A 16,285-nucleotide genomic window follows, 5' to 3' on the forward strand; every position below is an offset into this window, starting at 1 on the left:
TGTAATTCCATCTTAAAGCAACGGATAAATTTAATTTTATTGTATCAAAGAGCTAATTTATCTTTCGTACACCTGTGATTAGAGCCGAACCATTTAACGTCTGACCCTAACGACCAAAAGGCAAGAGTCATTCCTAACAATGTATTAACTCTTGAAGACATTGTAAAGCGCATTTTAAAACGAGGTACTACATTAACCGAGGTAGATATAAGAGGGGTATTGCTAATAGCAATGGAAGAAATAGCCGATGCGGTGGTAGAAGGTAACAACGTAAATACGCCATTAATAAATGTAAAACCGAGTATTCAAGGTGTATTTAAAGATGCAAACGATGTGTTTGATGCCAAAAGGCACACAGTTAATGCTTCGGTATCGCTGGGAACACAATTTGCAGCGAAAATAGTAAGTGCAAGCGTTGTAAAAAATGCAAGCACTAGTGCCATAGCACCAGACATTGTTACTTTTAAAGATGTGCGTACTGCAAGCAGCACCATAGCAACAAAAGGGGGGATTGCTGTTATTACAGGTACAGAACTAAAATACGATATGACAAATACTGCCGAAGGTATTTTCTTTATTAATACTGCCACTGCTGCCGAAACTAAAGTAACGGATGTGGCACAGCATACAGCTACCAATTTAATGTTTTTAGTACCTACCACATTGGCAGCAGGTAATTATTTTGTAGAAGTACGGAAGGCTTACACAAAAAATACTACCATCCGTAGCGATAGATACGATTTTCAAATAGTTGTAAATTAATAGGCAGATAACGTAAGCCAAGTATTTATTGCAAAGCTGCAAGTAGGTAATTGTTACCTATTTGCAGCTTTTTTTTGCACCCACTTTGGCTTTTGTAAAAAGATAGGCTATCTCCGCTTTAATGTTAGGCTATCTTCTCCAAAATGTTAGGCTAACATCTCCTTAATGTTAGCCTATCTTCTTACTAATGTTAGGCTATCTTTTTCAAACAGCTTGTTTACTTGCTTGTACCATTATAAGTAACACTTTTTGTACTATACATCCTTTTATTCAAATTGCCAAATGATAATGCCGTAACAATGCAATATGTGGTTTATATAGCCACTGAAATTTATAACAATGATGCAAATTAAACATTTTTATAAATCTACTATATGATCTTTATCGATTACCACCTTCAATTATTATTAAAAAAGGCTTAAAGCTGCGCTTAATTTTACAAAAACTAAAAAAAATACGCCTTACGAAACTTTTATTTTGAAGTTTTTGTCTGAATTGTCGTATGTTAGCATTTCGTTAAATTTTTTTAAATAACCCCAAAACATGAGATTATGAGAAAAATCAGCACACTATTAATGTGCTTACTAGTAGCAGCCTCGCAGTTACTAGCGCAAAACAAAACAATTACAGGTAAGGTGCTAGACGAGAAAGGTGCACCTGTAATAAATGCCTCAGTTTTAGTAAAAGGCTCCACAAAAGGTACAACTACTGGATCTGATGGTAGTTTTACTTTATTAGCACCTGCTACTGCAAAAGCCTTAGTTATTTCTTCTGTTAATTTTACAACACAAGAGGTATCTATTAAAGGTGGTTCTGTAAGTGTTACATTACAATCTGCAACCTCTAGCTTAGATGAAGTGGTTGTAACCGGATATGGCACTAGAAAAAAAAGCGAGTTTACCGGTTCTGCTTCAACTCTATCAAATAAAGAGTTTGCAAACAGGCCAGTAACAAACGTTGTGAATGCTTTGGCTGGTTCGGCCCCTGGTTTACAAACATCTTCTAGTGGTCAGCCTGGCGATGCTTTAGCAATAAGAATTAGGGGTTATGGTTCAATTTCGGCAGGAAATGGTCCATTAGTAGTTGTGGATGGATCGCCGTATGAAGGCAATATTGCTCAAATAAATCCTCAAGATGTCGAGTCTGTAACCACATTGAAAGATGCTGCTACAACCGCACTTTATGGTTCAAGGGCATCGAATGGTGTATTGATGATTACAACAAAATCGGGTGCAGGTAAAAAGCCTACCATTAGCTTTCAGGCTACAAAAGGATTTGTTTCAAGACTGGTTTCAGAATATGATAGAGTTGATCCATCACAGTATTACGTTTTAATGTGGGAAGCCCTAAAAAATCAGCGTATATCAGCCAACGGCTCTACCGCAGCTGTTGCTGCTCAATATGCAACTGATAATATTGCCGGTGCTAGTTTCTTAAAATATAATCCATTTAATGTTGCTGGTAATCAAATAGTAGATAATACTGGTAAGTTTAATTCAAACGCGCAGCTGTTGTGGGGTGATGATTTAGATTGGTCAAAGGAAATATCTAGGGTAGGAAATAGAGACAATGTGACTATGAATTACTCAGGTGGTAACGATAAAACCGACTTTTTTGGGTCTGTAGGATATACAAATGAGGAAGGGTACACAATAGATGCATTTTTGAAAAGATATTCTGGAAGAGTAGCTGTAAATACTAGGCCAACTACATGGTTTAAAACTGGGGTTAATATTTCTTATGCATATACAAACTCAAGTAATGCACAGGATGGGAATGTTACTTCTTCAACTTCTTTTGTAAATCCATTTTTCTTTGCTAGAACTATTGGACCAATTTATCCTGTATACGCTCATAATACTACGACTGGTGCTTATTTATTAGATCCTGTGACAGGTAATAAAATTTACGATTATGCCTCTGCAATGGTTAACGGTAATAGACCTACAAGTGCTTATGGTGGGAGACATGTAGTTGCTGAGACAAAATATAATAATAATGCATTTACTGGAAGTTTGTTAAGTGGTAGAACTTATGCTGATGTTATTTTCAATAATGATTTAACATTTACTGTAAAATTTGGTGGTGATATTAACACTGGATACAATAGTCAGTATCAAAATAATTTAGTTGGTGACGGTGCTGGATCTGGTATTTTAGATAAATCTCAGTTTCTAAGAACTACTTATACTTTAAATGAGCAATTGAACTATAAGAAGAAATTTGGTAGTCACAATCTTACCGCTTTAATATCACATGAGAACTATAAGTACTATTATTTGTATTCTTCTCAACAAAAGCAAGGTCAAGGTTTCGCAGGTGTTTACGAGTTTGATAATTTTATAACACTAAATTCTATTTACTCACAAACCGATAGACGAGCTATTGAAAGTTATTTAGGTGGTCTTAATTATGATTTTGCTGGAAAATATCTTTTATCTGCTTCGGTAAGAAGAGATGGTAACTCTCGTTTTGCAGAGGATGTAAGATGGAAAACATTTTATGGTTTTGGTTTAGGTTGGGTACTGAGCAATGAAAACTTTATAAAAAACTATGGCTGGATAAATAACTTAAAGTTGAGAACTACTTACGGTAATGTTGGTAACGATAATATTGGAACTAACTATGGCTATCAAGCAGTTTATCAGCTAGGTTATACTAATGGCGGTAGTGAACCTGGTGCTTTACTTCAAAATATAGTTCCTAATCCTACTTTAACTTGGGAAGAGGCCAAAACATTTGATCTTGGTTTAGATTTCTCATTATTTAAGAATAGAGTTTACGGTTCAGTTGAATGGTATAGTAGGAATACTGATAAAATGATTTTTAACTTTCAATTTCCCCCTTCTTCAGGTGGTAATATTAATGGTGGATTTTCACAGTTTAGGAATATTGGCAGTATGTTGAACACGGGCTTGGAAATAGATTTACATGCTGATGTAATAAAGAAAAAAGACTTTACATGGAATATTGGATTCAATGCTTCTACTTTAAAAAATAATATTACAACTATGCCTGCTGATAATCCTGTAATAGTAAGTGGCACCAAGCAATATTCTGTTGGTCATTCTATATATGACTACTGGCTTAGAGAATGGATGGGTGTTGATCCTAATACTGGTGATGCATTATATAGAGCAAATAGTACAACACTTAGTGCTACAACTTATTTAAATAAAGGTGGCGATACCGTTACCACTGATATTAATAACGCCAAAAAAGTATATTCTGGTAGTGCAATACCTGATTTATATGGTGGTTTTAATACTTCTATTCGCTATAAAGCTTTCGAGATACAGATGAGGTTTAAATACCAATTAGGCGGTAAAACATATGATGGCACTTACTCACAGTTAATGAGTGCTGGCTCATACGGTGGTGCTATACATACTGATATCTTAAAAAGGTGGCAAAACCAAGGTGATATTACTAATGTGCCTAGAATGGATGGCGCCAGAACAACTAATTTAAACGCTGGTACTTCAACTAGATGGCTAACTGATGCTTCATTCTTAAGTTTTGAAAATGTTACAATCAGTTACGACTTGCCAAGATCTTTCTTAGCAAAAATCAAAGCAACTTCTTCACGCTTTTTCTTAAGTGCTGATAACATAGGTTTCTTGGTAGCTAGAAATGGAATGAATCCTAATCAAGGATTCAGTGGCGTTACAAGTAATGTGTATGTACCTGCTCGTATAATTAGTACTGGTATCAATATTAATTTCTAAATCATTTACAATGAAAAATAAATTTTTAATAGTTTCTTTTTTGGGGGCTTTAGTAGTGTTTTATACTTCTTGTAGTAAAGACTATTTAACAACAAATCCATCTGCTTCCGTTTCAACTACTGTGGTTAATTCTACAACAGATAATTTAAATGTTGCACTAAATGGCGTCCATAGGTATATGTATTATGGTTCATTTTATGGAACACAAGGTGATATTGGGCAAGCAACCAATATTATTATGAACGATTTACTAGGTGAAGACTATATTACAACAGGGTCTAATTGGTTTGGTGCTGCTTATCAGTGGACAGACCATAGAAGTGTAAATGGAACATTTAACACATTCGCTTGGCAGTTTTATTATGGTCTTATTGGTGATGTCAATGCTATTTTAGGCGCTATCGATAATGCAACAGGATCGGCAACAGATAAAGCACAAATAAAAGGTGAGTGCCTAGCATATAGAGCTTGGGCTCATTTTAATCTTGTTCAATTTTTTGCAAAAGCATATAAGACAGCTAACTTAAGTGAACCAGGGATTATTGTAAGAACGATACCTGGTGATATTTCGCCAAAAGCAAGAAATACTATTCAAGAAACCTACATACAAATAAATAAAGATTTGGATGATGCGATGACCTTATTAACTGCATCAAGATCTAATAAATCTCATTTAAACCTTGCTGTTGCACAAGGTATTAAAGCAAGAGTTTCATTAGTACAAGGTAATTGGGTTGTTGCAGCGGATATGGCTAACAAAGCACGAACAGGTTATAGCCCAATGACAACTGTACAATTTACGGGGGGGTTTAGTGATTATTCTAATCCAGAATGGATATGGGGTTCTCATCAAACTTCTGATGCAAATAGTTTCTTTTCAAGTTGGATGGCATATTGTGGTAATTTCTCATCAACACATAACAGAACTTGTCCTAAAGTAATCAATATTAATCTGTATAATCAAATATCTGCAACAGATATACGCAAAACACTCTATGACCCTACAGGAGTAGACCAAAGTTTTCCAATACCAACTTCAGGAAGTACAAGAAGAAAGTACATGCAGAGAAAGTTCTTAATAACAGGAACAACATATACACCTGCTCAATATTATACTGTTAGTGGATCTAGCATAGGTGATGTACCACTAATGCGTGCTGGCGAGATGTACTTAATTGAAGCAGAAGCGAAAGCAAGGTTGAGTGATGTTACAGCAGCTAATGTTTTATTTCAATTAGTAAGTAAGAGAGATCCTTCTTATATCCAATCTATCAACACCGGTACTGCATTAATAAATGAAATTCTACTTCAGAGAAGAATAGAGCTTTGGGGCGAAGGTTTTAGATTTACTGATCTAAAAAGGTTGAATATTGGTTTAGATAGAACAGGGGCTACTGCGTCAGATAACTCTTATTCACCTCTTACAACCACTGTGCCAGTTGATGATAAAAAGTGGCAATACCTAATTCCACAAGGTGAAATTGATGCAAATAAACCTTGTATTCAAAATGATTTATAAAAGTAAAGATTAAGTAATGAAAAGTAAATAGGCTGTCTCAAAGTACGAGACAGCCTATTTTATGTATGGTTTAAGATGATTTTGGGATTAATAATCACCTAAAGTTTCCGGTAGTTGCGCTAATGCTCTTGCTAATTGCTCATCGTTTGGTGCTATACCATGCCACTCGTGTGAGCCTTCCATAAAGTCAATACCTTTACCCATACCAGTTTTCATTAAAATACAAATTGGTTTGCCTTGGCCTACCAAGCTTTTTGCATTGTTAAAGCCTGCAATCAATTCATCCATATCATTACCATTAGCTACTTCTAAAACCGTCCAATCAAAGGCTTCAAACTTAGCTTTTAAATTACCTAAGTTCATTACTTTACTGGTTGGGCCATCAATTTGTTGACCATTGTAGTCAATAGTAGCGATTAAATTATCTACTTTTTTGTGCGCAGCAAACATAATTGCTTCCCAGTTTTGACCTTCATCTAGTTCACCATCACCATGTAATGAATAAACAATGCGGTCGTCACCATCAAATTTCTTAGCAAGTGCAGCACCTATGGCTACACTCATGCCTTGACCCAAGCTGCCGCTAGCCACACGTACACCTGGTAAATGCTCATGTGTAGTAGGATGACCTTGTAAACGAGAATTTAGTTTTCTAAAAGTGCCTAATTCTTTAACATCAAAATAACCTGCACGAGCTAAAACCGAGTAAAATACAGGAGAAATATGGCCATTAGACAGGAAGAATAAATCTTCGCCTTTTCCTTCCATTTTAAAATTCGTATCGTGCTTCATTACTTCAAAGTATAGAGCCGTTAGGTAGTCAGTGCAACCTAGTGAACCACCTGGGTGCCCACTTTGTACTGCATGTACCATTCTTACTATATCTCTTCTTACTTGAGAAGCAATGTTTTTTAGTTCTTGTGTTGTAGGCATATATGATATTGTTAAGGTGGCTAAGTTAATCTTTTTAGCCGTTTACCCAATCTTTTTACTGCTATTAATGCCTTTTTGTAAATATGAAAAGTTTTGAAATGCTACAATCTTGTAAATTTTTCAGTGCGGCCAAGTAGCGAAAAACCAATAAAACCTCTAGCATTTAAGGTTTTGCCATCATCGGTAAGCCACATTTTACAACTATAAGTTTTACCACCTTCAGGGTCGTATATCTTGCCATCAATCCATTGTGCATCGCTTGCATTGTAGCTAAAATTTGTAAATAAATCCATACCTATCAGTGGCCTGCTACGTAGTTCTTCTTTAGGATTTTTTACATCTTTTTTGGTGCCATCTTTACCCCAAATTAATTTACCAAAATACTTAGTACCTGATTTATAAATTTCTATCTGACCATCTTTTTTAGGTGTCCACCATTTACCAATAATTTGGTCTTGCGCCATTAGCTGCGTAAAAAATAAAGTAGCAAGAATGAGAACGAATAATTTTTTCATTGACTTAAGCTTTTATGAATAGTTATAAATACAAGTCTAATATTTACAAACTTCATGCAAAAAGGTTAAGCTAGTATGTTAATGTTACTCGTTTTTTGATACTAAGGGCTTAATATAAACCTTTAATTATTAACGACTTGTGGTGGTGTCTTTGGGTTGCTTTGCAGCTGAAGAATCTAGTTTTAATTGCCTCGCCAAACTATCTTTTTGCACCATTACAAGGCTGTCTTTTTGTTGTTTCTCAATAGCTTGTTGCGCTGTTTTTTCCTTGTCTACTTGCTTGGTTACAATCGATTTAATAAACGCTAAACCTGAATGTGCACTGTTTTGCGAACTAGCTACGGTAGCCAATTCTTGTATTTGTGGAAAAGGCATGGTGGCAAAAGCCTTAGCTATTAAATAGTATTGTAAGGCAGGGCTATTGGTATTTTTAAATGCAGTGGTAATGGTAGTGTTTACCTTTTGTAGCTGTTGTTCTTTCTCAAGTTTTACAACTGTTTTAATGCTATCAGTCACACCTTTCTCTAATGCAATGGTATCTAATCGTTGGCTTGTTGCTAGTAGTTGTGGATAGGCATTGCTGTAATTATTCAAAAAATCGTGTAACGCTGCACTAGCTTTAGAACCATTTACTGTGTATTGCTTAAAGTTTTGCTTATCTATATTTACAAGTACTTTAGGGTTGTCATTTATTAAAAGCACACTTGCAGTTGAGTCAAAAACTAATTCGTAGATACTTTCTTCATTACCATAAGCAGTAGACAACATAAAACTGCCATCTTTTTGTAAGCTAATAGAATCAACCACAATAGGTTTTTCAGCGCCCCAAACCAAGTATTGCAAATACACTTTTTTAGCAGTGCTATTGGTTATTTTGCCGCTTACTTCAAATAGCTTACGCTTGTTGTTACAAGCTGTAACAATGCTTATAAAACTTATAACAACTAGTAATTGTTTCATGTATTTTGCAATAAAATCACGATAAATCATTTTTATCAAATCTATCAGCGGTCAAGTTTTTCTTGTAGCAATGCAGTTACCACTTTAGGGTCAGCTTTGCCTTTACTTATCTTTTTCACTTCACCTACAAACAAGCCTATTAAACCCTTTTTACCTTTTTTGTATTCAGTTACTTTATCAGGCATTTTGCTAATAGCTTCATTTACCCATGCTTCTAAATCGTTGCTATCACTTACTTGTAGCAAGTTTAGTTCTTCGGCTATTTGTAGCGGTTGCTTGTTTTCTTTTAGTAAAAGAGGGAAAATTTTAGACGATGCAATAGAGAAATTGACCTTGCCTTCATCTATTAAAGCAATTAATGCAGCCAATGTTTGTGGCGCTAATGCTAAGCTAGCCAAGTTAGTGCCACTATCATTTAAATATTGACGAATTGGGCCAGTTATCCAGTTGACAATAGCTTTATACTGCTTTGTATGTGTTGCTGTGGCTAAAAAATAATCCGATGTGGTTTTATCATCACACAACTGTGCAGCATCGTAAGCGCTTAAGCCATAATCTGCTTGGTATGTTGTAGCTAATTGCTGTGGCAATGCTGGCAAAGCTGTTTTTATAACATCGATAAAATCACTCGTTAGATGAAACGGTGCTAAATCTGGGCAGGCAAAGTAACGATAGTCATTCGCTTCTTCTTTGTCTCGCATCGAAAAAGTGGTATCGTTATCTGCATCATAGCTTCTTGTTTGTTGAACAATGGTACCGCCATTTTCAGCAATATCAATCATTCTAGCCACTTCAAGGTCAATAGCTTTTTTAATATTACGAATGCTGTTTAGGTTTTTTACTTCCACTTTAGTACCAAGTTCTGTAGCGCCTCTTAAACGGATAGAGACGTTGGCATCGCAACGCAAACTACCTTCTTCCATATTGCCATCGCACACATCTATCCATTGCACCAAGCGACGCAATTCTGTTACGTATTGGTAAGCTTCTTCGCTACTGCGTAGGCAAGGCTCTGTTACAATTTCTATTAACGCTACACCAGCCCTATTAAGGTCTATACATGTGTTAGCATCATCAATATCGTGTATGCTTTTGCCAGCATCTTCTTCTAAGTGAATTCTGTTTAGTTCTATATCTCTTGTACCTTCAGAAGTAGTAATGGTTACATAACCGCCTTTACAAATAGGTGTGGTATGTTGCGATGTTTGGTAGCCTTTTGGTAAGTCTGGGTAAAAATAATTTTTACGGGCAAAATAGTTGTTCTGTACAATTTCACAATTACACGCTAAACCCATTTTAATAGCATATTCTACAGCTTTTCTATTGGTTTTAGGCAATGTGCCAGGATGCCCCATCGTAATGGCGCTAATATGCGTATTGGCTTCGCCACCAAAGGCAGCACTATCGCCACAAAACAATTTGCTAGCAGTATTTAGTTGGGCGTGAACCTCTAAACCAATAACTACCTCATATTTATCTGCAATACTCATCAAAAAAAATTATGGCTGCGAAAATACCGAAACATCGCTGATTTGAATGATTTTAATGAGGTGGAATGATTGCTTTAAAATGGGACAGCTAGGCGAACCGATAGCTATTGGCTTCTATTAGCGTTCGTAAATCCTGAATCCCAAACTGTAAATTAGTCTTTAATCATGGCAATCTTTAAAATCATTTTAATCTGTGGTCTATCTTTGCTACATGACAAAACCAGTTGTATATTATTGTTACGATGCCTACTGTGGCTGGTGCTACGGTTTTAGTAATGTGATTAAAAAAATAGCCGTACATTTTGAAAATGACATGCACTTTGATGTATTAAGCGGTGGTATGATATTGCCTGAAAAGCCCGTACACATAGGCGTTACAGCTGGTTATATACAAAAAGCTTATCACAATGTAGAAGACATGTCGGGGGTAAAATTTGGTGATGATTATTTGTGGCATATCAATAATCCTGATTTGAGCGATTGGTTTCCAAATAGCGAAAAACCAGCCATTGCTTTGTGTATTTTCAAAGAATTTTATCCTGATAGACAAGTAGAATTTGCTGCCGATTTGCAATATGCGCTGCACTTTGAAGGTAGAGATTTAACCGATGATGCGGCTTATTTGCACTTGCTAGAAAAATACAGTATTCAGCCAGAAAACTTCTATCAAAAACTAAGTAGCGATGAATACAAGGAAAAAGCCCATTACGAGTTTCAGCTGTGTAAGCAATTGCAAGTAACTAGCTTTCCTACGGTACTGGTACAAACAGCTGAAAGTAAATTTTATTTAGTAGCAAGAGGCTATACGAGCTACGAAAACCTAGAAGCAAGACTCAACAATTTGTTAGCCGAAATTGCTGTGAAGTAGATAAAATGATAAGCTTTGCATCGTTAGCCGACATTGTGTTGTCTATGAGGTCGTTTATGGTGTAATGCATTAATTTGTTATCATTATTCTAAAAATAATATCACTCGTCATTCTAACGCATTTCCCTTTATTTTGCAGCCTCTTAAATTAAAACAATGGAATACAGTAAGTTAATATCAATTACAGGCATGAGCGGTTTGTTTGAACTAGTAGGTAGTAAAACAGATGGCGCTATTGTACGTGGCCTAGAAGATAAGGTAACAAAATTTGTAAGCAGCCGTGTACATAATTTCTCTCATTTAGAAAGTATTGAGGTGTTTACTATTCGTGAAAATGTAAACTTAGTAGAAGTATTTGTTGCTATGGATGCAAGTACCGAAGCATTACCTTCAGAAAAAGACCCTAAAGCTGTAAAAGCATACTTTACAAAAGTGTATGCTGATATGGATTTTGAAAGAGTATATGCAAGCGATATGAAGAAAATGGTAAAATGGTACAACTTGCTTAAAGCAAATGAAGTAGCATTTAAACTAAGCACCACAGAAGAAACTGAAGCTACAGAAGAAGCGTAATAACTCTATTATTGAAAAATAAGTTCATAAAAAAGCCAGTAAGTAATTACTGGCTTTTTTATGCAATATGATTAGTGTAGACTGCGCTAATTATTTCTTCACCAATGCCTCACCTTCAAATGCAATACCAGCCCAGCCATATTGCATAAATTGCCTAATGTTTTGATGGTTCGTTTCGTTAGGTGTAGCTAATACATTTTGGTAATGTTCTGCAAATAAGAACAATGTATCTTCTGCACTAAGGTTATTTAATTTTGCAAAAGCAAATACTTTGGCACTGCCTTGATTTTGCGTAGCTTCATTATAAGCCTCGCCATTTTTAAAAGCTCTAGGCTGATGTGTATAATCTGCTTCAATAAAAGCTAGAACGTCTGAAAATGTATATTGATTTGCTTTTAATGCGGTTAAAAAAGAAGCTAATTGCTGCGTCATTACGATGATTTTTTGAGGCGCTAAACTACAGTTATTTTTTATCACACAGTTGTAATACAATTGTCTCAATATTTTATCCAACTATTCGTTTATTCTTCGTAACATATTTTGCGAAGCCAAGTAAAGCACCTGTAACCATAATATTTCTAAAAAAGTTTACCATTTCTAGTTCTTTTTCTCTGTCAATATTTTTAGCATCTTTGCCAGGTATATTAATAATATGTTGTTTTAGCATTTCTATTATTAGAGTTGATGTTTTAAATTATTTACTTTTTGTGTTGTATTTCAAGTTTTGGCACTATAAGATTACGTACTTATGGGTTAAATAATACAGGCTAGCGGTACTTCTACCGTTAAAGTACTACCGTGCCCAAGGGCAGTATCTATGGTAAGTTTGCCAGAAAATACCTCAATTCTTCTTTTAATATTGGCTAGACCTATACCAGTTTTTATCTTCTTTACATCAAAACCTACACCATTATCTGAAATGTTGAGCGACAGTGTATCGTTGCTGATATTGCCATGTACTTTTATGATGCTTGCCTCTGCATATTTTACAATATTCCTTAACTGCTCTTGTAATATGCGGTAGAGCGTTAGCTGAAACTCTTGCTTGCAAGGAAATTGTTTAAATGCTTCATCAAACTGTAAGGCGATTTGATATTTGCGCTCAATATCCATAGAATTAATAAGCCCATTAATGGCTTCTTCTAAGGTTGTATCTTCAAAAAATACAGGTGCTAATCGGTGTGATAAGTTTCTTATTTCTTGTGTTGCTTTTTGAATATAGCCTGTACCTTGCTCGTACCAAGTGAGGCTATCTTCTAATAACTGATGTTTAAGCATTTTAAAAGACATGTTGCTTGCGGTAAGAATTTGGCACACATTGTCATGCAGTTCTGCACCTATTTCGTAGCGTTCATTTTCTTGAGCTTGTATAATGGCTCTTGTAATTTTTTGTTCGTATAATTTTTTCTCACTTACATCTATTGCCATTACCAAGGTGGTTCTTTTATTGTCAATAATAAGTGGGGTGCTAAATGTTTGTATATCTACTAGCTCGCCATTTTTTTTATAGGTTTTAAACTCGCCTGTGTAGGTTTTGTTCAATTGCCTATTTTGATTGGCAACATGGGCTAATACCTGCGGGATAATAATTTCTGGTATTAAATCAAGAAGCGTCATATTTAAAAACTCATCGTTGCTATAGCCGTAGTGGTTAATGGCTGCATAGTTGGCATAAATAATTTTGTAAGAGTCGGTCTCGTACAAGCACATTGGTTGTGGGCTTAGCTGAAATAAATCGCTGTACTTTTTTTCTGATTCGGCTAGTTGAATTACGTATTTTTTTCGCTCAATAGCATACACAATGCTTTTATAAAGCACAATGCTACTCAGCTCATCTTTTAATAAATAATCTGAAATGCCTTGAGAGATAGACGCAATACTAAAATCTAAATTATTAGTGCCTGTAAGAATAATAACTGGGCAGTTACTAGCTAGTTTTAGTATTTCTGTTACCAAATCTTCACCACTTTTATCAGGCAGGGTAAGGTCTAGCAATATTACATCAAAGTAAGTAGGTCGTTCTGTGAGTGTAGCGGCCGCTTTTTTAAATGTATCTATGCATTCAATGTTAGGGCTATTGAGTTGCTCGTGCAGCAGCCAATTAACAATGGTATAATCACCAAGGTTATCTTCTATCACTAAAACATTGTAAACTTTTGTTTGCTTCATTACCAATATTGTTAGTTAGGCTTTTGTAATAGGTAGTTGAACAATTGTAAACCAAAAGGACTGTATTTCGGCTACGGCACGCATAAAGTCTTGTACTTCTATTGGCTTAGTAATGTAGCAATTTGCATAGCTTTTGTAAGACTCTACAATGTCTTTTTCAGAGGAAGAGGTAGTAAGCATAATAACTGGTAAATGCTTAATGCTGTCGTCTGTTTTAATAAACTGTAGTACTTCGTGGCCATTTTTTTTTGGTAAATTAATATCTAGCAATACAAGGTCTGGCAGTTCTGCCGTAGCAAATTGTCCTTTTCTACTTAAAAAGTCAATGGCTTGTTTACCATCTTTTACTACGTCAATCTTGTTAGCTATTTTGCCTTGTTCTAAGGCTTCAATAGTTAATAAAATATCACCTTCATTGTCTTCTACAAGTAAAATGTTAATTGGGTGCATGGTTGTGGTATTAATGGTTAAAAAACTTTTGTTTATTAGGTATCGTAAAGTAAAAATTACTGCCTTGGTTTTCTGTAGATTTAAGCCAGATTTTGCCCCCCCAAGTTTCTACAATCTTTTTTGCAATAGCAAGCCCCATACCTGTGCCAGCATAGGCATCTTTTGAGTGTAACCGTTGAAAAATGACGAATATTTTATCGAAATACTCAGCTTCTATACCTATACCATTATCAGTTATAGCAAATTGCCAATAGTCACCAGCAGCAGTTACTGTAATAGTTATTACAGGTGGTATTTGTGGGTTGCAATACTTTAATGCATTGCCAATAAGGTTTTGTAACACTTGCCTAAGCGGCACTGTAAAGCAGGTAATTGTAGGTAAATTATTGTACACAATTGTTGCTTGTTTTTCATCAATCTCTTTACGAAAAAGTATCTCAATGCTTTTAAGTAGTGCTTGAATATCTACAAGTTTTTCTGGTGTTTCTACGCGGCCAACTCTAGAAAACTCTAACAAGTCGAGAATAATTTGACGCATCCTTCTGGCACCGTCTACCGCAAATTCTATATACCTTTTACCTTTCTCATCAAATGTATCTGCGTACTTGGTATTGAGTTGTGTAAGAAAGCTTGTAACCATTCGTAGTGGTTCTTGTAAATCGTGCGAAGCAACGTATGCAAACTGCTCAAGCTCAGTATTAGATGCTGCTAGCGCTTTGGCTTTTTTTTCTAAATTGGCATTCAACTTTTCTAATTGCTTAGCAGACTGGATAAGCTCTAAATTTTTTTGCCGTAACAAAATTTCCGCCTTCTTTTTTTCGGTGATATTGCGTATAATTTTTGATGCACCTACAATATCGCCTTTTACGTTTTTAACGGGCGAAACAGTTAAGGAGACGCTTATATATTGCCCACTTTTACTTAGGCGAACGGTTTCGTAATTTGTAATGCGACGGCCATTTTTTACAAGCAGTATAATGCTTGGTTCTTCGGCAGGAAATAGTTCTTTTGGTATAATAATGCTAATGTGCTGCCCAATGGCTTCCTCGGCTGTAAAGCCAAAAATATTTTCAGCCCCTTTGTTCCAGCTATTAATAATACCATCTAGTGTTTTACTTATAATACCATCATCGCTTGTTTCAATAATAGATGCCAATAACGCCTCTTTTTCAAAAGCAACTTTTCTTTCAGTTATATCTTTGAAGTAAACTGATAAGCCATCTTTAAAAGGATAAGTTGTGATTTCATACCATAACTGTAAGCGTTCAGAAAATATTTCTATGCACCTTGTATTAGTGGTAGCCATAGCCTCTGTATAAAAATGGTATATGTCTATAAATTCTTTTCTATCGAAAAGACTCCACAAATTTTTACCAACTATTTCAGAGCGTTCAATATTCCAGATTTTCTCAAGTTGTCTATTTGAGTATAAAACAGTAAAGTCATTAGCTAGTGTTAAAAATCCATCACTTACTGTTTCAAGTAGCCTATATTCTTGTTCCTGAAATAAATTCGATATTGATATGGATTTGCAGTTTGTTGTAACTGTATGAATGATGTATATAACTACCCCTACATCGTTAATTACGGGTTGTTGATGAACGTTGTAGCTAGTTGGTGAATGACTTAGAAAGTAGTTGGTGATTGCAAGTTCTTGCGCTTTGCCAGTATCTATTGCTTGTTGTAAGCTTTGGGTTAATAGAATTTTCTCTTCATATTTTATGGGTAAATTATTTAATACCCAGTTGTTAAAGCTCGTTCCTAAGGTATTATTAGCGCTACAACCATTACTGTATGCGGTATTTATGTCTACAATAGTTAGCTCAGGGTCTTGCGCATCTATTACCAGCATCGGTACCAATGAAGTAGCAAAAGCTGTTCTTAAGTATGGGGTCTCAAGCATAACAAATCAGTTTAAAATTGATTAGTAAGTGGCTTAAGGGTTTTATTGATAGGGTAAAAAACAATCTATGTTAACAAATGTAGTTATTAAATTAAAAATGAAATAACAAATATTTTAAAAACTATCTTTTAAGAATGAATAAGTATTTGGCAAAATGATTTTGCAGGTGTAATTGAAATATTACTTGTTAAGCCGCCTAATAGTGGTGTAATGTAAAGTGATAACATTTACTTGGTGAATAAAGTAAAGCATTGTAATTAAGTTCTCCAAGCTATAAAGCCTTTAGTTCTTATAAAAGTAACTAAAAATAATACATGTCTATGCGAATTATAAATCATCATGATACTCAGAATAAAGGATAAAGTCATTTTTAAAAAAGGCGGTGAATAGTCTGCAATACCCTGTAGATTTTTAAC

General features: G+C 35.1%; 14 protein-coding genes and 1 pseudogene. 6 read left to right on the plus strand and 9 right to left on the minus strand.

What is annotated here, in order from left to right; all coding sequences use genetic code 11:
* Positions 1-90: 90 nt before the first annotated feature.
* The 4 genes and pseudogenes from ACT9TX_RS15680 to ACT9TX_RS15695 all read left to right on the plus strand — a co-directional run.
* A pseudogene (locus ACT9TX_RS15680) lies at positions 91-399 on the plus strand (DNA-binding domain-containing protein); the annotation flags it as partial.
* A gap of 72 nt (positions 400-471) precedes the next feature.
* Positions 472-762 (plus strand): DUF4469 domain-containing protein, encoded by a 291-nt coding sequence (locus ACT9TX_RS15685; RefSeq protein WP_481339742.1) that lies wholly within the window; start codon positions 472-474, stop codon positions 760-762.
* 551 nt (positions 763-1,313) lie between these two features.
* Entirely contained in the window at positions 1,314-4,490 is a 3,177-nt protein-coding gene (locus ACT9TX_RS15690; RefSeq protein WP_481339706.1) for a SusC/RagA family TonB-linked outer membrane protein, read from the plus strand.
* A gap of 10 nt (positions 4,491-4,500) precedes the next feature.
* A complete protein-coding gene (locus ACT9TX_RS15695) occupies positions 4,501-6,009 on the plus strand; it encodes a RagB/SusD family nutrient uptake outer membrane protein (protein ID WP_481339707.1) in 1,509 nt (502 codons plus the stop codon).
* Positions 6,010-6,096: 87 nt separating this feature from the next.
* Here the strand turns inward: ACT9TX_RS15695 and ACT9TX_RS15700 are convergent, their stop codons facing one another.
* The 4 genes from ACT9TX_RS15700 to gatB form a co-directional block, all read right to left on the minus strand.
* A complete protein-coding gene (locus ACT9TX_RS15700) occupies positions 6,097-6,942 on the minus strand; it encodes a transketolase (protein WP_481339709.1) in 846 nt (281 codons plus the stop codon).
* Positions 6,943-7,043: 101 nt separating this feature from the next.
* Positions 7,044-7,457 (minus strand): DUF2147 domain-containing protein, encoded by a 414-nt coding sequence (locus tag ACT9TX_RS15705; protein ID WP_481339711.1) that lies wholly within the window; start codon positions 7,455-7,457, stop codon positions 7,044-7,046.
* Between the two features lie 129 nt (positions 7,458-7,586).
* Complete coding sequence (locus tag ACT9TX_RS15710) at positions 7,587-8,417, minus strand: DUF4369 domain-containing protein (RefSeq protein WP_481339713.1); 831 nt, start codon at positions 8,415-8,417, stop codon at positions 7,587-7,589.
* A gap of 44 nt (positions 8,418-8,461) precedes the next feature.
* Positions 8,462-9,907, minus strand: a complete 1,446-nt coding sequence (gatB, locus tag ACT9TX_RS15715) for an Asp-tRNA(Asn)/Glu-tRNA(Gln) amidotransferase subunit GatB (protein ID WP_481339714.1) — start codon at positions 9,905-9,907, stop codon at positions 8,462-8,464.
* Positions 9,908-10,118: 211 nt separating this feature from the next.
* Between gatB and ACT9TX_RS15720 the strand changes: the two genes are divergently transcribed.
* Both ACT9TX_RS15720 and ACT9TX_RS15725 read left to right on the plus strand, forming a co-directional pair.
* Positions 10,119-10,775 (plus strand): DsbA family protein, encoded by a 657-nt coding sequence (locus ACT9TX_RS15720; protein WP_481339716.1) that lies wholly within the window; start codon positions 10,119-10,121, stop codon positions 10,773-10,775.
* Between the two features lie 155 nt (positions 10,776-10,930).
* Positions 10,931-11,347 carry a DUF5606 family protein gene (locus ACT9TX_RS15725; protein ID WP_481339718.1) on the plus strand — a complete coding sequence of 139 codons (417 nt, stop codon included), beginning with the start codon at positions 10,931-10,933 and terminating at the stop codon, positions 11,345-11,347.
* 90 nt (positions 11,348-11,437) lie between these two features.
* Here ACT9TX_RS15725 and ACT9TX_RS15730 read toward each other — a convergent pair whose 3' ends face one another.
* The 5 genes from ACT9TX_RS15730 to ACT9TX_RS15750 all read right to left on the minus strand — a co-directional run bounded on the left by ACT9TX_RS15730 (position 11,438) and on the right by ACT9TX_RS15750 (position 15,869).
* On the minus strand, positions 11,438-11,779 hold the full coding sequence (locus ACT9TX_RS15730) for a HopJ type III effector protein (RefSeq protein WP_481339719.1): 342 nt from the start codon (positions 11,777-11,779) through the stop codon (positions 11,438-11,440).
* Between the two features lie 73 nt (positions 11,780-11,852).
* A complete protein-coding gene (locus ACT9TX_RS15735) occupies positions 11,853-12,014 on the minus strand; it encodes a hypothetical protein (protein ID WP_481339720.1) in 162 nt (53 codons plus the stop codon).
* 86 nt (positions 12,015-12,100) lie between these two features.
* A complete protein-coding gene (locus tag ACT9TX_RS15740) occupies positions 12,101-13,516 on the minus strand; it encodes a PAS domain-containing sensor histidine kinase (RefSeq protein ID WP_481339721.1) in 1,416 nt (471 codons plus the stop codon).
* Positions 13,517-13,531: 15 nt separating this feature from the next.
* On the minus strand, positions 13,532-13,966 hold the full coding sequence (locus tag ACT9TX_RS15745) for a response regulator (RefSeq protein ID WP_481339723.1): 435 nt from the start codon (positions 13,964-13,966) through the stop codon (positions 13,532-13,534).
* Between the two features lie 10 nt (positions 13,967-13,976).
* The gene (locus tag ACT9TX_RS15750; RefSeq protein WP_481339724.1) at positions 13,977-15,869 is read right to left on the minus strand and encodes a sensor histidine kinase; all 1,893 of its coding nucleotides are present in this window, start codon (positions 15,867-15,869) and stop codon (positions 13,977-13,979) included.
* Between the last annotated feature and the right edge of the window lie 416 nt (positions 15,870-16,285).

It is taken from the genome of Parasediminibacterium sp. HNIBRBA5674, from assembly GCF_056745525.1.